This is a genomic window from Desulfovibrio cuneatus DSM 11391 (assembly GCF_000430005.1).
Classification (GTDB): domain Bacteria; phylum Desulfobacterota; class Desulfovibrionia; order Desulfovibrionales; family Desulfovibrionaceae; genus Frigididesulfovibrio; species Frigididesulfovibrio cuneatus.
The window spans coordinates 23,559-46,977 of the sequence record NZ_KE387019.1; the positions used below are offsets into that span (position 1 = coordinate 23,559).

17 protein-coding genes and 1 tRNA gene are annotated in these 23,419 nt (G+C 55.1%); 7 read left to right on the plus strand and 11 right to left on the minus strand.

The genetic code is table 11. The features are described 5' to 3' along the window. Positions 1-239 precede the first annotated feature (239 nt). From mreC to dnaE, 4 genes are all read right to left on the minus strand, one after another. A complete protein-coding gene (gene mreC / locus G497_RS18605) occupies positions 240-1,175 on the minus strand; it encodes a rod shape-determining protein MreC (protein ID WP_051258198.1) in 936 nt (311 codons plus the stop codon). A 148-nt stretch (positions 1,176-1,323) separates the two neighbouring features. After that, positions 1,324-2,364 (minus strand): rod shape-determining protein, encoded by a 1,041-nt coding sequence (locus tag G497_RS0115120; RefSeq protein WP_027188774.1) that lies wholly within the window; start codon positions 2,362-2,364, stop codon positions 1,324-1,326. 50 nt (positions 2,365-2,414) lie between these two features. Continuing rightward, a complete protein-coding gene (locus G497_RS0115125) occupies positions 2,415-2,612 on the minus strand; it encodes a hypothetical protein (protein WP_027188775.1) in 198 nt (65 codons plus the stop codon). 133 nt (positions 2,613-2,745) lie between these two features. Continuing rightward, the gene (dnaE, locus tag G497_RS0115130; RefSeq protein ID WP_034638237.1) at positions 2,746-6,243 is read right to left on the minus strand and encodes a DNA polymerase III subunit alpha; all 3,498 of its coding nucleotides are present in this window, start codon (positions 6,241-6,243) and stop codon (positions 2,746-2,748) included. Between the two features lie 285 nt (positions 6,244-6,528). Here dnaE and G497_RS0115135 point away from each other — a divergent pair, with 285 nt between their 5' ends. The 3 genes from G497_RS0115135 (at position 6,529) to G497_RS18610 (ending at position 8,830) form a co-directional block, all read left to right on the plus strand. Continuing rightward, a complete protein-coding gene (locus G497_RS0115135) occupies positions 6,529-7,926 on the plus strand; it encodes an MATE family efflux transporter (RefSeq protein ID WP_027188777.1) in 1,398 nt (465 codons plus the stop codon). 237 nt (positions 7,927-8,163) lie between these two features. Continuing rightward, positions 8,164-8,239, plus strand: a tRNA-Thr gene (locus G497_RS0115140). A 171-nt stretch (positions 8,240-8,410) separates the two neighbouring features. After that, positions 8,411-8,830 (plus strand): hypothetical protein, encoded by a 420-nt coding sequence (locus G497_RS18610; RefSeq protein ID WP_051258199.1) that lies wholly within the window; start codon positions 8,411-8,413, stop codon positions 8,828-8,830. 58 nt (positions 8,831-8,888) lie between these two features. Here G497_RS18610 and G497_RS0115150 read toward each other — a convergent pair whose 3' ends face one another. From G497_RS0115150 to G497_RS0115185, 6 genes are all read right to left on the minus strand, one after another. Beyond that, on the minus strand, positions 8,889-9,530 hold the full coding sequence (locus G497_RS0115150; RefSeq protein WP_211228774.1) for a LysE family translocator: 642 nt from the start codon (positions 9,528-9,530) through the stop codon (positions 8,889-8,891). Positions 9,531-9,696: 166 nt separating this feature from the next. After that, positions 9,697-11,394 (minus strand): nickel-dependent hydrogenase large subunit, encoded by a 1,698-nt coding sequence (locus tag G497_RS0115155; protein WP_027188779.1) that lies wholly within the window; start codon positions 11,392-11,394, stop codon positions 9,697-9,699. A gap of 144 nt (positions 11,395-11,538) precedes the next feature. After that, positions 11,539-12,498 carry a hydrogenase small subunit gene (locus tag G497_RS0115160; protein WP_027188780.1) on the minus strand — a complete coding sequence of 320 codons (960 nt, stop codon included), beginning with the start codon at positions 12,496-12,498 and terminating at the stop codon, positions 11,539-11,541. Between the two features lie 436 nt (positions 12,499-12,934). Then, positions 12,935-15,571, minus strand: coding sequence for an ATP-dependent chaperone ClpB (gene clpB, locus G497_RS18615; RefSeq protein WP_034638241.1), 2,637 nt, complete (start codon positions 15,569-15,571; stop codon positions 12,935-12,937). Positions 15,572-16,037: 466 nt separating this feature from the next. Continuing rightward, complete coding sequence (locus tag G497_RS18620) at positions 16,038-16,745, minus strand: metallophosphoesterase (RefSeq protein WP_034638243.1); 708 nt, start codon at positions 16,743-16,745, stop codon at positions 16,038-16,040. Beyond that, a complete protein-coding gene (locus G497_RS0115185) occupies positions 16,742-17,779 on the minus strand; it encodes a glycosyltransferase family protein (protein WP_027188781.1) in 1,038 nt (345 codons plus the stop codon). The genes G497_RS18620 and G497_RS0115185 overlap by 4 nt, the downstream gene beginning before the upstream one ends. Positions 17,780-18,006: 227 nt before the next feature. On the opposite strand from G497_RS0115185, the gene G497_RS0115190 reads away from it, so the two are divergent. From G497_RS0115190 to G497_RS0115210, 4 genes are all read left to right on the plus strand, one after another. Further along, on the plus strand, positions 18,007-18,663 hold the full coding sequence (locus G497_RS0115190; RefSeq protein WP_051258200.1) for a 5-formyltetrahydrofolate cyclo-ligase: 657 nt from the start codon (positions 18,007-18,009) through the stop codon (positions 18,661-18,663). After that, the gene (locus G497_RS0115195) at positions 18,648-19,463 is read left to right on the plus strand and encodes a purine nucleoside phosphorylase YfiH/LACC1 family protein (protein WP_051258201.1); all 816 of its coding nucleotides are present in this window, start codon (positions 18,648-18,650) and stop codon (positions 19,461-19,463) included. Before G497_RS0115190 ends, G497_RS0115195 begins: the two co-directional genes overlap by 16 nt. A gap of 219 nt (positions 19,464-19,682) precedes the next feature. Then, positions 19,683-21,329: a gamma-glutamyltransferase family protein gene (locus G497_RS18625; protein ID WP_051258202.1), complete on the plus strand. Its 1,647-nt coding sequence runs from the start codon at positions 19,683-19,685 to the stop codon at positions 21,327-21,329. A 67-nt stretch (positions 21,330-21,396) separates the two neighbouring features. Further along, a complete protein-coding gene (locus G497_RS0115210; protein WP_027188784.1) occupies positions 21,397-21,822 on the plus strand; it encodes a hypothetical protein in 426 nt (141 codons plus the stop codon). A 287-nt stretch (positions 21,823-22,109) separates the two neighbouring features. On the opposite strand, the gene G497_RS18630 is transcribed toward G497_RS0115210, so the two are convergent. Next, positions 22,110-23,357, minus strand: a complete 1,248-nt coding sequence (locus G497_RS18630) for an AI-2E family transporter (RefSeq protein WP_051258203.1) — start codon at positions 23,355-23,357, stop codon at positions 22,110-22,112. Positions 23,358-23,419: the final 62 nt, after the last annotated feature.

Genomic DNA, 23,419 nt, shown 5'->3' on the forward strand with positions numbered 1-23,419 from the left:
TTTTCCGTCATGTTCCCTCTCTCCCTGGGCAGTGGAGAACATGGCTAAGTCACAAAAAACACTCATTGTACAGAAAAAATGGATTGTTCTTATTCGTGCCTTTGGGAGCGTCTTGCTTGTGGCAAGTCGCGTAACGACTATTTTGCAATGGTTTTTTTATGGAAAAACAATGCTTGTGGCCAGGAAGTCGCAGGGAAAAGTCCGGTTCAGGCTCTCGGGAAGGGTGTTGCCAGGGTGCCTTATGGGGTAACTCTGCCCTGGGGGGCAGGGGGGGACTGGGTGCGACGCGGTGTTCTTGCAGAACCCGTGGTGGCGTTTTGGTTTTCACGCCTTGGCCTTTCCATGCGGGAGTCTTGCCCCGTGCCATTGGCAACCACAGCATTGGCTGTGCCTGGCTTTGTGCTTGTGGCATTGAAAGTGCCTGCCATTGGAGCTGTGGCAGTGGCATTGGTAGCGCCCAATGCATTTGTGGGGTTGGCAGGTGCCACAAGGGGCGGCAGGCCATCACCTGGGTGCAGCACCACCACCTCTTCTAGGTGGTCAAAGGAAACAACGGGCTTTGCATGCACCTGCAAAAATAGCGTTTCATGCCCCGGCTGTACGGCGGTAACCACCCCCACAGGAATGCCTTTGGGGAAGCCACCGTCAAGGCCAGCGGTTATGAGCAGTTCACCTTCTACTATTTTAGCATTCTGGGCCACATAGGTCACTTCCAAAAGGTCCGGGTTGCCAGCCACGCCGCGCACAATGCCTGGGGTGCGTGTTTCCTGGCTAAGTACCCCAAGGCGGAAGCCGGGGTCATTAAGCAGCAGTACCGTAGCAGCATGGGGTGCGGCACGGTGTATGCGCCCTACCACGCCGCCAGGGGCAATAACAGGGGTGCCTGCAATGGCTCCATCGGCCAGGCCTTTGTTAATAGTGATGGTGTTGAGCACGGCCTGGGGGCCAAAGCGCATGGCAATTACCCGCGCCCCGGAACCGTTCACTTCATGCAGGGCGTCCATTTGCAACAATTTTTGCAGCCGGGCCAGTTCTGTGCGTTCTTCCAGGGTAAGGGTAATGAGCCGCTCTGCTTTTTTCAATTCATCTCGCAGGCGATTATTTTCTTCGGCAATATCCACAAGGGCCAGGTAGCGTGTCCACCAGCCTTTCACCAGATCTTTGGTAAAAACCACAGGGGAAAGGGCCAGGGAAACGATTTCAAGCCCGGAACGCTCCGCCAGGGTATCCAGGTATCCTGTGCGTGCGTTCCAGGCGAAAAGGCCGAGGTAGCAGAAAAATGTAAAGATGAGAACCGCAGTAAAGCGGTTGGCAGTGGGCGTGTTAATCTACGCACACCTCCTTCAAAATATGGATGTTGTCCAGCGCTCTGCCAGTACCAACAACCACTGTGGAAAGCGGGTCTTCCACCACGGTAATGGGAAGTGAAGTTTCCTCGCGCAGGAGCTGGTCCAGCCCTTTGAGCAGGGCACCGCCGCCTGTCAGTACAATGCCGCGGTCCACAATATCAGCCGCCAGTTCAGGCGGAGTTTGTTCCAGCGCTACGCGCACCGCCAGCACAATGGCGTCTACCTGCTCGGAAATGGCTTTGCGCACTTCTTCAGAGGTAATGATAATATTTTGGGGAATGCCTGTTACCAGGTCGCGCCCTTTTACTTCCATTTCCTGCTCTGGCTGCATGGGGTAGGCCGAAGCAATGGTCATTTTGATTTCTTCAGCGGAAGATTCACCAATGAGCATGTTATACTTGCGTTTTACGTGCGTCATAATGGCTTCATCCATTTTGTCGCCACCAACGCGCACAGACTTGGAGTATACAATACCCGAAAGGGAGATAACAGCCACTTCTGTGGTGCCGCCGCCAATGTCTACCACCATGTTGGAAGTAGGTTCCTGAATGGGCAGGTTGGCCCCAATGGCCGCGGCCATGGGTTCTTCAATCAGGTACACTTCACGCGCACCTGCGCTTTGGGCAGATTCTTTGACTGCGCGCTTTTCCACCTGGGTAATGCCGGTGGGCACGCAAATCATGATGCGCGGGCGCACAAGCCGCCGCGAATTGTGTACCTTGGAAATAAAGTGGCGCAGCATGGCCTCAGTTACTTCAAAGTCGGCAATAACCCCATCTTTCATGGGGCGAATGGCCTGAATGTTGCCGGGCGTACGCCCCAGCATGCGCTTGGCGTCATGCCCAACGGCAAGCACCTGGGTGTTGCCACGTGAATCTTTTTTAACAGCGACCACGGAAGGTTCGCGCAACACAATGCCCTGTCCCTTAACATAAACGCATGTGTTGGCGGTGCCAAGGTCAATGGCCAGATCGCTGGAGAACATTCCTAATAACGAATCCATTATTTTCGACATGGTGTCTTGCGCCTCATCCTGAAGTTACGCCCGCGCGCCTGTGCAGACGGCTAACTGTGTACCCGTGGCAAAACACGGCGTGTTTTGCGTTCCTGGGCAGCGTTGGACGTGTGTCCGTATGTAATTTTTTGTTCTACTTTCGCTTTGTGCCCTGCCCCAAAAGGAACTTGGCTCATGGCACTGTGTGCCAGCGAAAGGGCTGGTGCATTTGTTTTGGGGTACAGCATGCATGGAAAGCCTGTGCTCATTAGATCTGCTCCTGTGCCCTACCAAGCAGGTGACCTTATCTCATTTTTCAAAACATTTCCATAAAAAGACGAGGGGTAAAAAAACTTGTATTTTTCTTATACTGCAAGTGTGCCACCCCCTGGCAGGGCACCCCTATGCCCTGCCACACACCTTGGCAAGGGCCTGGTCCAGGTCTGGGCCAGGGGTAACGGTGTAGCGCGGGGAAAGCTCCATCAGGCACCATGCTTGCGGCAGTTGCAGCATAAGCTGCACAGGCACGTTGCCCTTGAACTGTTGCAGCACTTCTTGTAGTTCAGCAATCTGCTCTTCCAGCTCTTCCGGGCTGGCTTCTTGTGCCGCAAGGGAAACACACAGGGGGGAAGCGTTGGCAGCGCAGGCTTCGCTCAGCGGTGTCAGCTTGTCGCACGTCAGCTTTATTTCCCTGGGCGGTGGGTCTTCTCCTTCCGGGGTGTCCATTTGCTCGTCTTCACGCGCCCGGCTGAGTTTTCCTTCAATATACAAGGGAAAGTCAGATTCAATGAGTTCAGCGTATTTTTCATAGGCGTCGCTAAAGCAGAACAGCGTGCCCGAGGCCGTGAGGTCTTCCACCTGCAACAGCGCCCACTTGCGGTTGCGTTTGTCCATAAAATAGCGCTTTCCGGTAATGAGTATGGCGCTTTTGAATTCCTGCTCCGGGTTCATTTCCCGGCAGTCTTCCAGCGGGCTAAGGCCAATGCGGCGCATTTCCCGGCGGAAGGGCAGCAGGGGGTGGTTGCGGAAAAAGAATCCAAGGGCTTCTTTTTCAAACCGGGAAATAAGCTCGCTTCCCCATTCCGGCATGGTCTGCTCCGGGCAGTCAAACCCAATGCCGGGGTTGCAGGGCATTTCCTGTTCCGGCACCATGCTGAACAGGGAAATCTGGTTGGAGTCTTTGTCCTTGGCTTTTTTCTGCGCTTTTAAGACCACTGTTTCCAAGGCAGCTAACAGCCCTGCGCGGCTCACGCCAAAGCAGTCGCATGCCCCCGCCTTGATAAGGCTTTCCAGCACCCGCTTGGTCACCTTGCGCAGGTTCACCCGGCAGCACAAATCCAGCAGGGAAGTAAAGGGGCCCCCTTCTTCCACGGCGTTCATAATGTCGCGCACACCTTCAAATCCTACGTTTTTCACGCCGCCCAGGCCGTAAATAATGGCGCCATTCTGCACGGTGAACTTCCAGTGGCTTTTTTGCACCGTAGGAGCTTCTACAGGAATGTCCATATCTTTGCAGGCAGCAATGTACTTCAGCAGCTTGTCGTGGTCGCCCATTTCAGAAGAAAGCAGGGCGGCCATGAATTCGGTTTTGAAGTGGGTTTTGAGAAAGGCCGTTTGGTAGGAAATAAGGGCATAGGCTGCGGAGTGGGATTTGTTGAACCCGTACTCCGCAAATTTTTCCATAAGGTCAAAAATTTCATTGGCCTTATCCAGGTCTACGTTGCGCTCCACCGCGCCTTCTACAAACTTGGAACGCTCCTTGGCCATGGCTTCGGGGTCTTTTTTCCCCATGGCCCGGCGCAACAGGTCGGCCCCGCCCAGGGTATAGCCTGCTACAATCTGGGCAATTTGCATAACCTGTTCCTGGTACACAATAACGCCGTAGGTATCCTTCAGGCAGTTTTCCAGGCTGGGCAGGGGGTAGCTTACCTCAATTTGCCCGTGCTTGCGCTTGATGAATTCCAGCACCATGCCCGATTTCAGCGGCCCCGGGCGGTACAGGGCCAGCATGGCGATGATGTCTTCAAACACGGTGGGGCGCAGCATGCGTAAATACTGGCGCATACCGGAACTTTCCACCTGGAAAATGCCGTCTGTTTCCCCGCTGGAGTACAGCTTGTAGGTGTCTACATCGTCCAGGGGCAGGCGGTCCAGGTCTGGCGGGGTTTTGCCTTGCAAGGCAATGTTGTTTAAGGCATCGCTAATAACTGTCATGTTACGCAGGCCCAAAAAGTCGAACTTTACCAGCCCGACCTTTTCCACCATTTTCATATCAAACTGGGTAACAATATCGTTTTCCCGTTTGCCCCGGTACAGCGGCAGGTACTCCATCATGGGCTTGTCGGAAATAACCAGCCCTGCGGCGTGAATGGAAGCGTGGCGTGAAAGCCCTTCCAGGCGCATGGACGTATCCAGCAGCTTGCGAATGAGGGGGTCGGCGGTATACAGGGCCATGAGGTCCGGTTCCATGTCCATGGCCTTGCGGATGGTCATTTTCACGTCTGCCGGAATAAGCTTGGCAATGCGGTCTGTTTCCTGAAAACTCATGCCCAGGGTGCGGCCCACGTCACGCACCACGCCTTTGGCCATCATCTTACCAAAGGTGGTGATTTGGGCTACAGAATCGGCCCCGTATTTTTGCCCCACATATTCAATAACGCGCTGGCGGTTGTCTTCGCAAAAGTCCACGTCAATGTCGGGCATGCTGACGCGCTCATTGTTCAGGAAGCGTTCAAACAGCAGGTTGTAAGGAATGGGGTCGAGGTTGGTAATGCGTAAGGCGTAGGCCACAAGGGAACCCGCGGCAGAACCACGCCCCGGCCCCACAGGTACGCCGTTGTTCTTGGCCCAGTTGATGAAGTCCTGCACAATAAGGAAGTAGCCGGGGAACTGCATTTCGCAAATAACGTCCAGTTCATATTGCAACCGCTTGCGGTACAGTTCGCTGTCTACCTTGTAAGGCAACGTTTCCAGGCGGCGTTCCAGCCCTTTTTCGGCAAGGGAGCGGAACTCTGTTTCCAGGGTCATGCCTTCTGGCAGTTCATAAATAGGGAAGTGGTAGGTTTTAAAGTCGAAGTTGTAGTCTTCGCACATGTCTGCAATGCGCCCGGCATTTTCCAGGGCTTCCGGCACATGGGCAAAGTCTGCCTGCATTTCTTCCGGGCTTTTGTAGTACAGCTCTTTGGTTTCAAAGCGCATACGCTTTTCGTCTGTTACTTTGGCCTGGGTTTGAATGCACAGCAGCACGTCGTGGGCTTCCACGTCGGTTTTGTTCAGGTAGTGGCAGTCGTTGGTGGCCACCAGGGGCAGGTTTGCCTGCTTGGCAATTTCCAGCAGGTGCCCGTTGGCAAGGGTTTGTTCGTGCAGGCCGTTTTCCTGTATTTCCAGAAAAAAGCGGTCCGGGAAAATTTCAGCATATTCTTTGGCCACGGCCAGGCCAGCCTCAAACCCTTCACGCAGGGCTTTGCGGGGCACTTCCCCGGCAAGGCAGGCGGAAAGGGCAATAATCCCTTCGGAATGCTGGCGCAGCAGTTCTTTGTCTACCCGTGGGCGGGTGTAAAAACCGTGCAGCGCCCCGTGGGAAACAAGCTTGCACAGGTTGTGGTAGCCCGCAAGGTTTTGGGCCAGCAGCACAAGGTGGTAACGTTCCTTGCCCCGTTCCGCGGTTTTTTCCCTGTGGTCCGGGCACACGTACACTTCACACCCAATAATGGGCTTAATGCCTACCTTTTTGGCGGCAAGATAAAAGGTAAGGGCACCGTAAAGGTTGCCGTGGTCGGTAATGGCAACGGCAGGCATACCAAAATCTTTGGCTTTGGTGCACAAATCACTAATGCGGATGGCCCCGTCAAGCAGGCTGTATTCGGTATGACAATGGAGGTGAACAAAATCAGAGGCCATGGGGATTCTTCTGGGGGGTAAGAGGTATGCAGGGAGAGCAACGGAACAGGCGGCAGGGTACGGTAAAAACGTGGAGCCAAAGCATAGCAGAAAGGGAAGCAGGGCACAACGCACAAGAGCACGGTAGCCGACGATTGTAGCCTACCCCCCTGAACTGATTTTATTTTTCTGCCGGGTTTGACCTTGGCTGGCCCCTGGAGTATGATGCAATATCATTTTCCTGCTTTGCCTGGTTCACCGCCTGGCTCACAGTCAGGTTCTGGAACCAATTACCAAGGTTTTTGTATGTCTTTCCTTGCTTCATTCAAGAAACGGTACTACGGCCCACAGGGCTATGCCGAAATATTACGGGTAGGGTTGCCGCTGGTTGCCAGCATGGGTTCTTCCACCGTAATGCAATTTACCGACAGGCTGTTCCTGGCCCATTACTCTGTTGATGCCATTGCCGCGGCCCTGCCTGCTGCCTTGGTATCCCTTACCCTTATGCTGTTCCTTATGGGCATTTGTGGCTATGCCACGGTGCTTATTGCCCAGTACGTGGGCTCTTCCGCCCCACACCGGGTAGGGTGTGCCTTATGGCAAGGCATTTGGAGCGCCGTTGCCGGGGCCCTTATTTCAGCGGCCATGTGGTGGGTGGCAGAACCCCTGTTTGCCCTTGGCGGGCACGACCCGGCCATTCAGGTCCTGGAAGTGGATTATTTTCGCGTTCTCACAGTGGGTTCCGGGTTTGCCTTGCTGAATAGCGCCGTGGGGGCCTTTTTTTCCGGGCGCGGGCAAAACCGCATTGTGATGCTGGCCAACGTGGTGGCTGCGGTGGTGAACGTGCCCCTGGACTACCTGCTTATTTTTGGCGGGCTTGGTTTGCCTGCCATGGGTGTGGTGGGGGCAGGGCTGGCCACTTCCTTTGGCTGGTTTTTATGTACCGCCATTCTTGCGGTTTTTGTGTTTACCAAAGAGCATGAGCAGGAATACGCCGTGCTTTCTTCCTGGCGGCTGGAATGGCCTATGTTCCGGCGGCTGCTCCGTTACGGCCTGCCCAGCGGGGTGAACCTGTTTATTGAGCTTATGGCTGTTACCTGGTTTGTGTTTGAAATTGGCAACCTTGGGCGCACCCCCCTGGCCGCAAGTAATATTGCTTTTTCCATTAACAGCTTGGTGTTTACCCCCATGCTGGGGTTGAACATGGCTATTTCCGCCCTGGTGGGGCAAAGCATGGGAAGTGGCAAGCCGTTGCAGGCGGAACGCTATACCTACAACACCCTGCACCTTGGCTTTGCCTACATGATTCCCTGGTGTGTGCTGTTTGTACTGTTTCCCGGTTGGCTTATTGGCCTGTTCATTCCGGGGGATATGCAGCCGGAAGAAGTTGCTGCCCTCACTGATGTGGGCACGGTGCTGTTGTATTACATTGCCCTGTACAGCCTTGTGGATGCCAGCGGCATTATTTTTTCCGGGGCGCTGAAAGGCGCTGGCGACACCTTTGGCCTGATGATGCTGATTATTGGAGGTATGGTGGGAGTTCTGCTGGTGCCCGTGTATACCATGAAATATTTTGAGGTGATAACCCTGCACGGCTATTGGGTGTGCTTTACTGCCTACGTCATGTTCTTTTCAGGCGGGGCTTACCTGCGCTTTAAGCGGCGGGGCTGGCACAGCATAAAGGTTGTGGAAACAGTGGAGTAGGGGGGGCTGAGTGTTGTGCAGATGATTGAGAAGAAGTAGGAACATTGCGGGTTTTGCGGCGTTCCGCCGCCTGAACTTGTGGTTTCTTGTTTTGTTTACCTCTCCGTTGGGGGCAGGCTGAGTCAAGGGCGTTTTGTGTGCGCTATTACTCATGCACTTGCCTCACTCAACGCATTTTTGCACTTGCCAACTTTTGCAGATTCCAGTAAACGCATGGAACACGTTGTAAACGTGTGGGCCAACTTAGCTCAGATGGTAGAGCAACTGATTCGTAATCAGTAGGTCGGGAGTTCAATTCTCCCAGTTGGCTCCATGAAAATTTGAAGGCACTTACAGGAATAACCTGTAAGTGCCTATTTTTTGGGGTAACCTTCTGTGTAAGGCCTTATTTTTCGATTAACTTGAGACCATTGCACAGTGTGGTTCTTGTAATAGAAACCTTCAAGGACAATCATTTTTTAATAAAGGAAACAACAGCGCTGCTATGAAACAAATCGTGTCTGCTATTCTCTTCTGGTTGTCATTCATTCCCTTTGCCATTGGTAATGGTATGTTTCGGGAATTAGTTTTGTTGCCCCGCTTGGGCGTATATGCTTTGCCTGTAAGCGGGGTGTTTTTTATTGTGTATATTTTTGCCGTGACTTTCGTGTTCCTCCCCAGGCTTACTTTGCGCAGCAGGTGGCATGCCGTGGGAATAGGTTTGTTGTGGGTGGGGTTAACCATTACCTTTGAATGCGTGTTTGGCTGGTTTATGGGGCAAAGCATGCTGACGCTTTTGAAGCAATATGATATAACAACAGGCAATTTATGGGCATTCATCGTGCTGGCAATGGGGGTTGCCCCGTGGCTGGTGTGGGTATGTACAAGTCATGCGGCACCACCATGTGCTGGCTCAACGCATTAACATGCGAGTGAATGAAGCGGGTTCCCGCTGCCAAACAACATTCCTCCGTACCCTTTCGCTACCCCACCCTGCGCCACAGCAGGGCCAAGGCAATGGCGAGCAGCATTAGGCCTGCCAGCCCTTCAATGGCGGGAATGAACCGGCACACAAGCCGTTGCACGCGGGGCAGGGCAATGCATGCGGCAACGCCTGCATCCCACACAAACACAACAGTTGCCATCCACACCCCGGCAAACACGTGTTGGGTAATGGTAGTTTCCGGGCCCATAATCACTGCCATGAGGCTGAGATAAAATACCGCATTTTTGGGGTTCAGTAAGGCAGAAGCCAGCCCAAGGCCCAGTTGGGGCAGGGGGGGCAACGCCCTGGCTGATTCTGTTTGCAAATTAAAAGGGGCTTTGGCCGCGCGTAAAAGCCGCCCCCCAACCCACAGCAGGTAAACAACGCCTGCCAGTTCAAAGCCCAGGTATATGGCTGGGTGTTCTTTTATGGCAGACCACCCAGCAATAGCCAGGACAATATAGAGGGCATTGCCAAGAGCTATGCCCAGGCAAATTAACAGGGCACCGGGCAAGCGGTTGCGCACTGCGTGCCCCACGATAAGGAAAAAGTCTGGCCCAGGGCTGAGAAGGGCCAAAAAATGAGCCAGGGCCAGGGCTGGAAAGGCCGGGGCCATGAACGTGTGCAACCATTGGGTCATAACGGCACCTTGAGGGAGTGTTTGCAAAGAGCACAGGAGCAACCCTGCGTAATCCTCAAGGAGTATCCTGAAAAGCCAGGTGGTGTATTGAATGAATGTGACCGTATACAACAAAAGCCGCCCCATGGGGCGGCTTTTGTTGTTACATAAACAGAGAGAGTGCTTGCTACAGTACCTTGAACTCGCGGCGTTCGTTGGTTACCGGGTCGATAACGTGAATGGCACAGGCAAGGCATGGGTCAAAGGAGTGTACTGTACGCAAGATTTCCACGGGGCGCTTGGGGTCGGCAACGGGTGTGCCAATAAGCGCTTCTTCCACTGGCCCAAGGTAGCCATTGGCACACCGGGGGGCAATGTTCCAGGTGGTGGGCACCACAAGCTGGAAGTTGGCAATCTTTTTGTTTTCAATACGAATCCAGTGGCTCAGCATACCACGGGGGGCATTCACGTAGCCAACGCCTTCAGCTTCATTGGGCATTTCCCAGGGTACGTTAATAACAGCCTTGCTGCCTTCTTTAGCAATGGCCCCTTTGTATTCATCAATCCAGCCAAGCAGCTGGTTGGCAATGGTCATGGTTTCAATACCGCGTGCTGCTGTGCGCCCAAGGGTAGAGAACAACGCCTCTGGCCCAACGCCCAGTGTTTTGAGTACGGCATTGACGTTGCTCACGATTTCCTTGTGCCCCTGTGCATAGTTTACCAGCACGGTGGCCAGGGGGCCTGTTTCCATGGAAAGGGTATCGTAGCGGGGGGCCTTGGACCAGGAGTAGCGGTCGTCGCCGTGCAGGTCGGTAAAGGCTGGGTCTGTAACACCCACGGAGGGGTGCAATGCCTCTGCCCCTTTATACCAGCTATGGCGCACGTGTTCTGCCACTTTCTTCTGGTCGTAGGGTTCCACTTTTTTCAGGTCGCGGTTACGAATAACACCGGGCTTGTAAAAGCCTGTGGTCATGTCGTTGGGGTCTTTGCAGAATTCACCGGCGGCAAGAAAGTTAGTGGTGCCACCGTAGGTAGCTACATCTTTATATTCTCCTGCAAAGGTCAGCAGGTCGGGAATGTAGACGTTGTTAATAAACGCTATTGTTTCCGTTACCAGGTCGGTGAATTCCTTGATACGAGCTGGGGTAAGGGATTCATAGCTGGTTACGCCCCCTACAATGGTGAATTGCGGGTGCGGGTGCTTGCCGCCAAAGGCTGCCACAGCGCGGGAAGCTTTTACCTGCATGTGCAGTGCGTCCAGGTAGTGGGCAGTACCAATAAGGTCAAGCTCTGGGGTGAGGCGGTAGGCAGGGTGCGGTTCGCCCAGGAACATGGCGTTGGTGAAGGGGCCAATTTGCCCGCTTCCTATAAACTTTTTCAGGCGGGCCTGCACCGCTTCCATTTTTTTGGTAATTTCGGCTTCGGAAGTGGTGTTGTTGGGGCGCATGGCCAAAAGCTTGGCTGCCGCAGCAGGCTTGGCATTCAGGGCATTGGCCACGTTTACAAAATCAAGGGCGTGCAGGTGGTAAAAGTGCACCATGTGGTCGTGCATGAAGTGGGCGGCCAGCACCAGGTTGCGAATGCTCACAGCCAGGGGGGGCAGTTGCACTTTCACGGCATTATCTACTGCACGGGTCGAAGCCAGGGCGTGGGTGTAGGTACACACGCCGCAGGCACGCTGGGTAATGTGCTGGGCGTCGCGCGGGTCGCGGCCCACAAGAATATTTTCAAGACCACGGAACAGGGTGCCGCAGCTATAGGCATTTTTTACCTTGCCGTTTTCCACCTCAACTTCAATGCGCAAGTGGCCTTCAAGCCGGGTGAGGGGATCTATTACTATGGGGCCGGTGAAATTGCTCATCGCCGGCGTATTGGACGCTGCCATAGGGCTTTCCTCCTGGTAGTATAATGTGCAAACGGAACGTGGCACAGTGAACGCTTGAAGCAGGCGGCAGTAGTTACTGCTTGCCCTGCTTCATGGCAGGGGTTGCTGCATGCTCTTTACAGAGCATTTCAGGGGTGCAACACCTTAGCCGTAGAACGGGGACATTTGGTCCCAGAAGTCGGGTTCACTGCAACCAATGCAGGGGTGCCCGGCAGCCACAGGCCAGCTTGTGCCGTTAAACTTCACTTTGGGGCAGTTGTTGTAGGTCATGGGGCCTTTGCAACCAAGGTTATACAGGCACCAGCCTTTGCGGGCTTCTTCGGAATTAAAGGATTCCGCGAATTCACCCGCCTCAAAGTGGGGCAACCGTTCGCACAGTTCATGTACCGATTGTCCATAAAACAGTTCTGGTCGGTTCTTGTCGTCCAGCTTGGGAATTGCGCCGTTGTTTTGCAGGTAGTAAACAATGGTGCCCACAAGGTTGATGGGGTTGGGGGGGCAGCCAGGAATGTTGATGGTTTTGGGGGCAAGCTTGGGGAATACCTGTAAAATGCCTTTCGCTTCCGTGGGGTTTGGCTTTGCAGCCTGCACGCCACCAAAAGCGGCGCATGTTCCGTAGGAAATAACAGCCTTACAGTTGGCGTGGTTCAGCACTTCGTTGTTAATTTCCAGCATGGTGCGGTTGCCCACTTTACCAAAAATGCCTTTTTGGGCGGTGGGAATGGCCCCTTCCACAATGCATACAAACCCGTTGGGGTCTGCAATGGCCTTGTGCAGTACTTCTTCAGCGGCGTGGCCTGCGGCAGCCATGATGGTTTCCTGGTATTCCAGAGAAATGGCATCAAACAGAAGAACATCAAGGAACGGGTCGGAGGTACGCAGCAAAGCTTCCGTACAGCCAGTACATTCAGCATTATGCAAATACACAACAGTAGTGCGCCTGCCCGTTGTGAGGGCACGGGCGATTTCAGGGGCAAAGGAAGGGCCAAGCCCCATGGCTGCGGCAACCACACCGCAGTATTTCAGGAAGTCGCGGCGGCTTAACCCGTGCGCTTCCAGGCGTTCTTCCACATTGTCCTTTGCGAGACCTACGGCAAATCGCATCTTCTAGCCTCCTTGTCTCTGTGTGCGTAACGCGCGTGTTTGCGCCAGGCAGCCAGGAAATACCCCATGATATTTCCCGCAGTATTTCCTGAAGCGTGGCAGTACACGCCTTCAGGGCATAAGTGGCACAACCGCACAGGCAACCATTTTGCTTGCACGTTGAAATATTGTGCATGAAATATAGCAAATCAAGCCACAAAAATATAGTAAATTTTCATGGTTGGTTAAAACAAATTTTCCCAAAAAGGGCTGGGCAAGTAAATTTATGCTCGTATGCAGATGAAATTCACACAGTTACTTTTTATATTATAATAAGGAGACTATTGCCTAATTCAAAATATCAATACAAAAGGTGGGAAATTAGTGTGTTTATCTATGCAAAAAAGCAAAGGCCCTGCACGGGGCAGGGCCTTTGGTGTGTTAAGGGAACTTTACGTTATTCTGCTTCTTTTGCTTTGGGAATGCACTGCAAAACAAGCTTGCCTTCCTCTTCCTTCACCACAATGGTGGTGCCTTCCAGCACTTCGCCTGCAATAAGTTTGCGGGCCAGGGGTGTTTCCACATGCTGTTGCAAGTAGCGGCGCAGGGGGCGGGCACCATACACGGGGTCGTATGCGGCATTGGCAATAAAGGCCTTGCCGGAATCTTCCAATTGCAGGGTAATGTTGCGTTCTGCCAGGCGCTTTTCCAGGCGCTGCATAAGCAGGGTTACAATGCCCTCAATCTGTTTTTGCATAAGCGGTTTAAACAGTACCGTTTCATCAACCCGGTTCAAAAATTCCGGGCGGAAATGGCGGCGCAGGTCGGCAAACACGGCTTCATGCACGCCTTCGCTGAATTCCCCTTCCGGGGTAATGCCTTCCAGCATGTGGGCCGAGCCAATGTTGGACGTCATAATGATGATGGTGTTACGAAAATCCACCGTGCGGCCCTGGTTGTCTGTCAGCCTGCCATCGTCCAGAATTTGCAGCAGGGTGTTGAACACATCCGGGTGGGCCTTTTCGATTTCATCAAACAGCACCACGCAATAGGGCTTGCGGCGCACAGCTTCAGTCAGTTGCCCGCCTTCATCATAGCCCACATAGCCGGGAGGCGCCCCAATAAGGCGCGCCACCGCATGCTTTTCCATATACTCGCTCATGTCCAGGCGCACCATGTTGTCTTGCGAATCGAACAGGGCGGCGGCCAGCGTTTTGCACAACTCTGTTTTCCCTACGCCTGTGGGGCCCAGGAAAATGAAGGAGCCAATGGGCCTGCCTTCATCTGAAAGGCCAGCGCGGGAACGCAGCACCGCTTCGGCAACGGCTTCAACCGCTTCATCTTGCCCAATAACCCGGCGGTGTAATTCTTCCGGCAGGCGGAGCAGTTTTTCCCGTTCCGATTCCAGCATGCGGGTGACAGGAATGCCTGTCCAGCGGGCCACAACTTCCGCCACGTCTTCCGGCTGTACTTCTTCTTTCAGCAAGCGGGCGCTCTCTGGCCCATCCTGGGCCTGTTGGGCCTGGGCTTCTGCTTCTGCCAGTTCTTTTTCCAGGCGTTGCAGGGTGCCATATTTCAGCTCTGCGGCCTTGTTCAGGTCGTAGGTGCGTTCCGCTTCTTCCATTTGCCGGTGCGTATTTTCAATTTCCTCTTTCAGGGTACGCAGGCGGTTAATGCCACCCTTTTCCCGCTGCCACTGGGCGCGCAGGGCATGTTCTTTTTCCTTGAGGTCTGCCAGTTCTTTTTCCAGGCGGGCCAGGCGCTCCTTGGATGCGGTATCGGTTTCACGGCGCAGGGCTTCCCGTTCAATTTCCAACTGCATGATTTTGCGGCTGGCTTCGTCCAGGTCGGCAGGCTGGGTGTCAATTTCCGTACGAATCATGGCGGCAGCTTCGTCAATAAGGTCAATGGCCTTATCGGGCAGTTGCCTGTCGCTGATATACCGGGTGGAAAGTACTACGGCTTCCACAATGGCGGCATCGGCAATGCGCACGCCGTGGTGCACCTCGAACCGGGATTTTAAGCCGCGCAAAATGGAAATGGCATCTTCCTTGCTGGGTTCTTCCACCAGTAATGGCTGGAAGCGGCGCTCCAGGGCCGGGTCTTTTTCAATATACTTGCGGTATTCATCCAGGGTGGTGGCCCCAATGCAGTGCAGTTCACCCCTTGCCAGCATGGGTTTAAGCAGGTTGCCCGCGTCCATGGCCCCGTCTGTTTTGCCCGCCCCTACAATGGTGTGCAGTTCGTCAATAAACAGAATAATGCGCCCTTCGGAAGATTCAACTTCTTTGAGCACAGCCTTTAAGCGTTCCTCAAATTCCCCGCGGTATTTGGCCCCGGCAATAAGGGCGCCAAGGTCCAGGGAATAGAGCATTTTGTCTTTTAACCCTTCAGGCACGTCACCTTTGAGAATGCGGTGGGCCAGCCCTTCCACAATGGCAGTTTTGCCAACGCCCGCTTCCCCAATGAGCACGGGGTTGTTCTTGGTGCGGCGGGAAAGAATACGCACGGTGCGGCGAATTTCCGCATCGCGCCCAATAACGGGGTCCAGTTTGCCTTTGCGGGCTTCTTCCACCAAGTCGCGCCCAAATTTGGACAGGGCTTCATAGGTGTCTTCCGGGTTCTGGCTGGTAACGCGCTGGGAACCGCGCACTGCGTTCATGGCTTCCAGCATGCGGTTTTTGGTAATGTTCATGGCCTTGTTTACCCGGCCCACTTCGGTGCTGGCGGGTTCGTTTGCCACTTCACACAGAATATGCTCCACGCTCACATATTCGTCGCGCATGCGCACGGCGCTTTCATGGGCATTCATCAGCAAGCGGTTCAGGCGCTGGGTAATGCCCATTTGACTGGAATCTACCCCCGGCCCGCTTACGGAAGGGCGCTTTTTCAGTTCTGTGGTAATGGCTTCATCATATGCCTTGGGGGAGACCCCCATTTTTTCCAGCAGGCGCGGGGCAAGGCCCCCTTCCTGACGGAGCAGGGCCAGGGTCAGGTGTTCCACGTCAACACTTTGATGGCCCATATCAGCGGCAAGGCTTTGGGCGTCTACCACAGCCTGTTGTGATTTTTCTGTAAATTTACGCAAGTCCATAATGGTATTTCCCCTTCATATTTTTCTATGCCGCCTGGCTATTGGCATACGCCCATTGGTTAATGGGAAGTGCGTTTGCGCTGTGCAGGCGGTGCCGTTGCGCTCCGGTGGGTGGCAGGGGGGCGCATGGCAGTCATGTAACGTATTCACTAGGGAAACGCTGATTTATTCCGTCTGGCAGCGTTACTCGTTTTTTTTGAGGCGGGGCAGGACCGAAGAGTCCAGCGCCCGCCTCAAAAAAACTCGTGCCTTGCCAAACGAAAAACTGAGCGTTTCCCAAAATGCCATTTATTCAGTGGTCATGAATAAAGGTAGGCATGTTTTTTATGCTTGCAAGGGGTGTTAGCTGTTTCTGTATAAAAAAGGGCCAGGTGTTACCGCCTGGCCCAGAAGGGACAATGCTTTCCCGTTGCAGCGGGGTATGCATTGTTGCTGTGCTAAGGAAACGCTGATTTATGCTGTTCCCCTAGGAAAAACGGTGCAAACTGCCCTGGGGCAAGCCCGTGCTTGCATTCTGCTGTATCAGCACATAGCCTCCCCCGTCCAGGGGGCCAGGGTTCAGCACATGGGTGGTGCCCAGGTAGTCCTGCCCGCGTGCTTCATGAATATGCCCGCACAGGCACAGGGCCGGCTGGTGGCGTTCAATAAAAGCCCGCACCGCATGGCTGCCCACAGGGGTGCCGTTGTTCAGCCTGTCGCACGCTGTTCCAAAAGGTGGCGCATGGGAAACAAGCACCAGATGCGGCCCCACAGGGCCAGTTGCGCCGCTTTGCTCCAGCAGGGTGCAGGCATGCTTCATGGCGCGTTCCAAAATGGTGGTCAGGGTGTCTTCCGGCAGTTCACCCGGTGTGGCAAAAGGCGTTGGCGGGGAATACCCCAGCCCCAGGGCCACAACACCGGGGAACAGCTCGCGGGCGCAGCCATGCAGGCTCCAGCCTTTTTCTTCCAGCCATTGGCCCACCACTATTTTATCCATGTTGCCCGGCAGGGCCGCAAGTTGCTTGCCCCCTGCCGTGAGTGGGGCAAGCACTTGTTCTGCCTGCATTTTGCCGCCCAACATGGTAATGTCGCCACTCACCAGTACGCCCGTTGCCCCCACCAGCGCAGGAAGCGAGAGGAAGGCACCCGGTTTGTCGTGAATATCGGTGACCCCAATCCAGTAAGGGGTAGTCATATGGAAGTCTCCTTGAGCATGTCCCAAATGTGGGCAACCGTCTGCTTTTGTGTCTGTTCTGTGTAGCGCAACGCGGTGTGCTGCCCCGCCTGGGCAAGGGCCTGGTGGGCTGCGGGTTGGCGCATGGCAAGAAGTACCGCCGCCGCAAGGGCCATGCCCCCGGCAAGGGTGTCGCCATCTGCCGTAAAGAAGCCGTTGGCAGGTTCCAGGGGCAGGGGGTAGGGGGGCACCGCCGGGCACACGTCTTCCAAAAAGGGAACCGTGAAGGTGCCGGGCTGCACAGGCCGCATAAATTCCCAGCCGCCAAAGCCCGTGCAGCCTACAGGCACACAGCCACAGGCCATGGCTTCCGCCGGGGGCAGGCCAAACCCTTCGGGAAATCCTGTGGAAAGGTAGATGTGGCAACTGGCAAGGGTGGTTGCTACGGCTTCTTGTGGCATGTTATGCAGGGTAACCCATTCCAGAGGAATGCGCCCATGCCGGGCAAGGCAGGCTTCTGCCACGTCGCGCATTTGGCGGGCCATGGCTGGGTTTTTGCGGGGCATGGTGGCTATGCGAATGTGCCCTGGCCGGGCCGCCGGGGCAGCAAAAAAGCAGGGGGCAATTACGGGGGGTAGTTCTGCAATGGGCCTAACGCCCAATGTTTTTTGCATAAACCAGCTTACCGGGCGGGAAACGGAAAGGAAGGAAACAGGCAGGTTGCCCCACTGTACTCCTTGGGGCAGACCTGTTAACATATAGTACCAGTTTTGCACGTACACCACAGTGCGTGCGCCCCCTTCCACGCCTTTGGCAATGGCATTTGGGTGGCTTTCCGGCACAAGCCAAATATCGTTTGGGGAAAGCTGCAAGGAGGCAAAATCCATAAAGGGTATGCCTTGCGCTGTCAGTTCTTCCAGGCCGGGTATATTGGGCCGCATGGCGGTAGTGGCAACAGAGTGCCCCAACCCGGCAAGTGTGGCTGCCAGGCGATACAGGGTTGCCAGCCCGCCACTTAGCCATGTAAGAGAAGGAATAAAAAGAACGGTACGCATGCATGCTCCTTGAATAACATATCATAGCATAAATATGAGGAAATGCAATTGTTGCCTGGGGCGGCACACACAGGCTATACAAAATTTCATCAATTGGTTTGTTCCATAATAACGACCTGTTGGCGAGAGCATCCTGAATTTTGTATTCGCCTATATATATTTGATGACTATTCCAAAATAGTCTTTTGGCGTTTTTTTTAAGCATAAAGGCAGGAGAGTTTGTGCCTATGGCTTGGCAGAATAAAGAAGTATCAATAGCTGCGCCAGACGCAACCCGGCACGCTGCCCACAAGGCTGCCCTGCGCCAGGAAATGTTGCGCCGCCGCCGCATGTTGGCACCGGAACAATGCGCCGCGCTTTCCCTGCGGGCCGCTGGCCTGTTGCTGGAATCTGCCCTGTGGCGCAGGGCAGAGGTTGTGGGCGTGTACGTTGCTGTGCGCGGGGAAGCGGAAACAGTGGCCCTTTTGGAAGAAGCCTGGGGCGCAGGGCGCAAGGTGTTGTTGCCCCGCTGTGTGCCGCAAGAAGAAGGGCACATGGAGTTTGCCTTGTGTGCAGGCTGGGAAGACTTGCAACGCGGGGCTTTTGGTGTGCTGGAACCAAAGCCGGAGCATTGCCCTGCAATGTTTTCCCCGTATAGCAACACATGCCTGCTACGGCCCACATGCCTTGTGGTACCTGGGGTGGCCTTTGACAGGCTTGGGGTACGCCTTGGTATGGGCGGCGGGTATTACGACAGGTTTTTGCCCTGGGCAGTGGGGCAGGGCGTGCAGTGCGTTGGTTTTGCCTTCCACCAGCAGCTTGTACCGCAGTTGCCCCATGACGCGTGGGATGTGCCCATGCATGCTGTATGCACTGAAGAGGAGCTTTTATGGATACCACAATAATTTCCCCCCATACGCAAGCACAAATCCAGGCCTGTGGAACTTCCGAAAAAGCTCTTCCCACAGGGGTGTTGCCGTTTCGCTTCCCGCATGTTGGCGGGGTGCGCTGTTTGTTCACCGGAGCGGTGTTTGGCGACATGGTATTGCACAATGCGGCAGGCGCATTGCAGGAAGCGGCAGTGGCCCGGCGGCGTACTCTTATGGCCTGTGCCGGGGCAACACGCTGGGCAGAATTGTATCAGGTACATGGCACAGAGTTGTGCCTTCCTGCCCATAGCATGGACCTAGCCCAGCACGGAATTTTTGCTGCCCCCCTGCCCAGGGCAGATGGCCACGCCACGGCAGAACGGGGGGTGGCCCTGTGTATAAAAACGGCAGACTGCCAGCCTGTGCTGCTGGCAGAGCGGCACGGGCGTTTTGTGGCTGCCCTGCATGTGGGGTGGCGGGGCAATGCGGCAGGGTTTATGGAAAGTGCTGTGGCCCGGTTATGCACTTGTTATGGCTGCCAGCCGCAAGACTTGCTGGCGGTGCGCGGGCCAAGCCTTGGGCCGGGGCATGCGGAGTTTGTTCATTTTGCCAAAGAATGGCCCCAAAGGTTTGCCCCCTGGTTTGCCAGTGACACCAAAACCATGAACTTGTGGGCGCTGAGCAAGGCACAACTGGTGCAGGCCGGGTTGCTGGAAGAGAATATTTACGCCCTGGATATGTGCACCTATGCCCTGCACCCCAGTTTCTATTCTCACCGCCGCGGCGATGCGGGCAGGCAGGTTGCACTTATATCTTTAGTAGAGACCATTGTATGATTAATTTTATTGACTTTTATTGGGGGACGCTGTCCCCCAACCCCCTGCAAGGGGAATGATTCCCCTTGACCCCCCATTTTCGTTCACGTTCCCGCAAAGCGGGAAAGTGAACGCTGATGCGGGTTCCAAGGGCATTATGCCCTTGGCGGAGGGGGATGGGGAGGCAGAGCCTCCCCAAGTAAAGTGCAATAATTTCTAGTAAGGAATTAAGGGGGGGGGATGAATCAGGAAACAACATCCGGCATGGTGGTAACGCCGCACTGGCAGGCTTCGCAGGTGGGGCAGGCTGTGTTGCAGGAAGGCGGCAACGCGGTGGAAGCCACTGTGGCTGCCGCGGCTGCCCTGTGTGCTTTGTACCCCCATATGACTGGCCTTGGGGGCGACGGCTTTTGGCTTGTGCTGGAAGGCGGGGCAAGTGACCCGGTGTTTATTGATGCCTGCGGGCGTTCAGGCCATGCGGTGGAGGCAGATTATTGCGCACGCAACGGCCTTGGTAGCCTGCCTATGCGTGGCCCGCACGCGGCCCTGACGGTGGCTGGGGCGGTTTCCGGCTGGGAAGCAGCCCTTGCTGTTGCCCATAGCTGGCAGCACAAAGGCCATGCGGTGCAGCCCCTTGCCCGCTTGCTTGGCCCTGCGGCAGACTTTGCGGAGCAAGGCATAACCGTAACCGCATCCCAGGCTGCCATGACAGTGGCAAAGCAGGATCAGCTTTGCTTGCAGCCGGGCTTTGCCGAGGTGTTTTTGCCAGGGGGGCACCCCCCGGCCCCTGGGCAGCGCATGCACTTGCCAGCCCTGGGCAACACCCTGCACCGCCTTGCCCTGGAAGGGCTTTCCAGCTTTTATACCGGAGCAGTGGCTGAAGACCTTGCCGCAGACCTTGGGGCAGCGGAAAATGCCCTGACCCTGCACGACCTGCAAAGCCACACCGCTACGGTGGGGGCTGCTGTGCGCATGAACCACCGGCTGGGCTCCTTTTTTAACTGCCCGCCTCCTACCCAGGGGACGTCTTCCCTGCTCATTCTTGGGCAGGTGTTGTGGCTGCTGGACCATGCAGGGCTGGATGTGCAGGATGAAGCGGCCTTTGTGCATGCCATTGTGGAAAGCACCAAGACGGCGTTTATTCTGCGTAACCGGTGTGTGGGCGACCCAGCCTACATGGCGGAAAATGTACAGCACTGGGTGCAGCCAGAATTTATGGCAGGCCTTGCCAAAGGCATTTCCATGGCGCAGGCCGCGCCCTGGCCGTGCCAAAGCCCTGCCGGGGGCGACACGGTGTGGCTTGGGGCCATAGACCGCTGGGGCAACGCCGCCAGTTGCATTCAAAGTATTTACCATGAATTTGGTAGTGGTGTGGTGTTGCCACGCACCGGGGTAACCTGGCATAACCGGGCCTTGGGCTTTGGTTTGTACAGGGGACACCCCAATGCCCTTGGGCCGGGGAAAAAGCCCTTCCACACCCTGAACCCTGCCATGGCCCGGCTGGCAGATGGCAGGCTGGCGGTGTATGGCACCATGGGGGGGGAGGGGCAACCGCAAACTCAGGCCGCTGTGCTGTTACGCTGGCTGCTGGGGGGCTTGAACCCGCAAACGGCTGTTTCCCGCCCGCGCTGGCTGCTGGGGCGTGCCTGGGGGGACGTGAGCGATTCTTTGAAGGTGGAGGCCGACTTTGCCCCGCAAGTGCTTGTGCGCCTGCGGGGAATGGGGCATGAGGTGGAACTGACCCCGGCCTGTAACCCCCTGATGGGGCATGCCGGGCTTATTGTACGTGAACCTGATGGCACCTTGCAGGGCGGGGCAGACCCGCGGGGAGATGGGTGCGTGGCTGGTTGCACCCCTGTTCCCTTGCGCAAGAGGGGTGAAAAATAGGCTTTCCTGCATGGAGGAAGCGGTGTACTGTTGGCTACCTATACGGTTTTACCATAAGGATGGTGCTATGAAAAACATGATGCGAATTTTGCTGGGGACAACGCTGTGTATGCTGCTTGTATTCCCTGCGGTGTGTTTTGGGGCGGGTGCCCTGGCAAAGTTGCAAGGCCCCTGGGTGGTGGCTGTGGAAGAAACCATTCAGGCAAATCCTGACATGGCAGAAGGGATTAAAGCCAACAATGGGGAAGAGTTCAAGGCCATGCTGGTGCAGGAACTTTCTGCCATCAAGTTCAGCTTTGATGTTGCTGCCAAAACACTGGCAAGTGAAGGGTATAATGTGCCCCTTGCGGTGCAGCCTTTTGAAGCCTTAAATGAAACAGATACGACTGTGGATGTGGCCAGCGGCGGGGAAAGCCACCGCCTGACCCTGACCCCAACCGGTATGGACATGGCCCTGGAAAACAGTGGTATTATCAAGTTGAAGCGGCCATAATTTCACAAGCCTGTTGTTGATGCGTATGTAGGTGTTGGTGCAGAGAATTCTGCATTCCTGCCAGTGATTGTTGTAGAAATACAAAAGCGGATTTTCTTTGGGAGCATGCTCTTGCAAAGAAAGTCCGCTTTTGCGTTGTCTCTGGTGCTGGGGAAGTGAGAGCAATGAGCGAATGAAATGGGACAATTGCTCTGTCAGTATTTATACAAAAAATTCTTGCCATGAAAGAGACGTAAGTAAGCTTTGCTCGCCGCCAAACGGAATAGAGCAGCGTTTCCCTAGAGGCGTTATTTCACCGGGGGTGGGGCTTGCTGCTTTTTGCCCCTTGGTGTGTGTTCGCGTGTTTGCAGAATACTATGGTATTCTTCCCCATATATTTCCAGCATGGTGGCGGCAAGGCCAAGAATCATGGGGCCATACAGCAGCCCCACAATGCCGAACACGTTGATGCCCCCAAGAATGGACAAAAAGGTAAACAGCAGGGGCACATTGGCCCCCCCCCGCATAAGCACGGGCCGCAGGAAGTTGTCTATGCTGCCAATAACAGCCACGCCCCACACCGTAATGAAAATGGCAGAGCCTGTTTGCCCGGTGGCATACAGGCCAATGGCTGCTGGAATCCAGATAAGGCTTGTGCCAAACACGGGAATAAAAGCGGTAATGACCATGACAAAGCCCCAGAACATGGCGGGCAAGCCCACAATGGCAAAGGCAATGCCACCCGCCAAACCTTGCAACACGGCAATGGCAAGGCCCCCGGCCAGCACAGCCTTTGCCATGCGGCGCATGCCGTCCATAATGCCTTCTGTTTGCTGGGGTTTGAGCGGGGCATAGTATTGCAGCTTGCTCAGCAGTCCGGCACCGTCCATGAGCAGGAAAAACATCATGAGCAGAATAAGTATAAAATGAATGAGAAAGCGGGCAATGTTGCTTAAAATGTACGTGCCTGCATTGAGCATGAATTGCCCGGTCTGGCGGGAAGCGCTCACCACACTGTCTTGAATATCCAGTGATTGCACGTCCAGTTCAGGGAACAGGTTATGCACCCACAGCAGCAATGGCTGCACATAAGCGTCCAACAAGGTTGCCAGGTGCTTGTCTGCCAACCAGTTGTTAATGGCGGAAAAGCTGGAAGCTGCCTGGGGGATAAGCCCAATAATCATGAGGGTTATGGGCAAAGCCACCAGAAAGGTAAGGCATAAGAGCACAATAAGGGAAGCCACCATGGGCTTTTTGGTGATATTAAGTAAGCGCAGGTACAGGGGGTAGGTGAGCCCGGTAAAGACGCAGGAAAGAATAATGCTGTGCAGGAACGGCTGAAAAATAGTGAACAGCAGGTAAAGGGAAAAAAGCAGCACAGCAAGAAAGAACCACAAAAATACAGCCTGGGGAGGTGCATGTTTAGGCAGGGGCGGGGTATTTGCTGGTGCTCCACCTGCGGGGGCCAGGGGGGCCTGCTTTGGGGGCAGTGCTTCAAGCAGGGGGGCACCTTGTAAAGGCTGGGCTGGTGGGGGTTGTGGTGGGTTTTGGTTCATGCTGTGTTCCTTTTTTCCATGCCGCTTGCATATTGGAGTATGGGCCGCGCAAAAGTCACGGC

Coding starts and splice junctions, on each gene's coding strand:
- G497_RS18630 (WP_051258203.1), bottom strand. CDS start 23,357: ATGAACCAAAACCCACCACAACCCCCACCAGCCCAGCCTTTACAAGGT.
- G497_RS0115210 (WP_027188784.1), top strand. CDS start 21,397: ATGAAAAACATGATGCGAATTTTGCTGGGGACAACGCTGTGTATGCTG.
- G497_RS0115190 (WP_051258200.1), top strand. CDS start 18,007: ATGGCTTGGCAGAATAAAGAAGTATCAATAGCTGCGCCAGACGCAACC.
- G497_RS0115120 (WP_027188774.1), bottom strand. CDS start 2,364: ATGTCGAAAATAATGGATTCGTTATTAGGAATGTTCTCCAGCGATCTG.
- G497_RS0115185 (WP_027188781.1), bottom strand. CDS start 17,779: ATGCGTACCGTTCTTTTTATTCCTTCTCTTACATGGCTAAGTGGCGGG.
- G497_RS0115160 (WP_027188780.1), bottom strand. CDS start 12,498: ATGCGATTTGCCGTAGGTCTCGCAAAGGACAATGTGGAAGAACGCCTG.
- G497_RS0115125 (WP_027188775.1), bottom strand. CDS start 2,612: ATGAGCACAGGCTTTCCATGCATGCTGTACCCCAAAACAAATGCACCA.
- clpB (WP_034638241.1), bottom strand. CDS start 15,571: ATGGACTTGCGTAAATTTACAGAAAAATCACAACAGGCTGTGGTAGAC.
- G497_RS0115195 (WP_051258201.1), top strand. CDS start 18,648: ATGGATACCACAATAATTTCCCCCCATACGCAAGCACAAATCCAGGCC.
- G497_RS18620 (WP_034638243.1), bottom strand. CDS start 16,745: ATGACTACCCCTTACTGGATTGGGGTCACCGATATTCACGACAAACCG.
- G497_RS18625 (WP_051258202.1), top strand. CDS start 19,683: ATGAATCAGGAAACAACATCCGGCATGGTGGTAACGCCGCACTGGCAG.
- G497_RS0115150 (WP_211228774.1), bottom strand. CDS start 9,530: ATGACCCAATGGTTGCACACGTTCATGGCCCCGGCCTTTCCAGCCCTG.
- G497_RS0115155 (WP_027188779.1), bottom strand. CDS start 11,394: ATGGCAGCGTCCAATACGCCGGCGATGAGCAATTTCACCGGCCCCATA.
- G497_RS18610 (WP_051258199.1), top strand. CDS start 8,411: ATGAAACAAATCGTGTCTGCTATTCTCTTCTGGTTGTCATTCATTCCC.
- G497_RS0115135 (WP_027188777.1), top strand. CDS start 6,529: ATGTCTTTCCTTGCTTCATTCAAGAAACGGTACTACGGCCCACAGGGC.
- dnaE (WP_034638237.1), bottom strand. CDS start 6,243: ATGGCCTCTGATTTTGTTCACCTCCATTGTCATACCGAATACAGCCTG.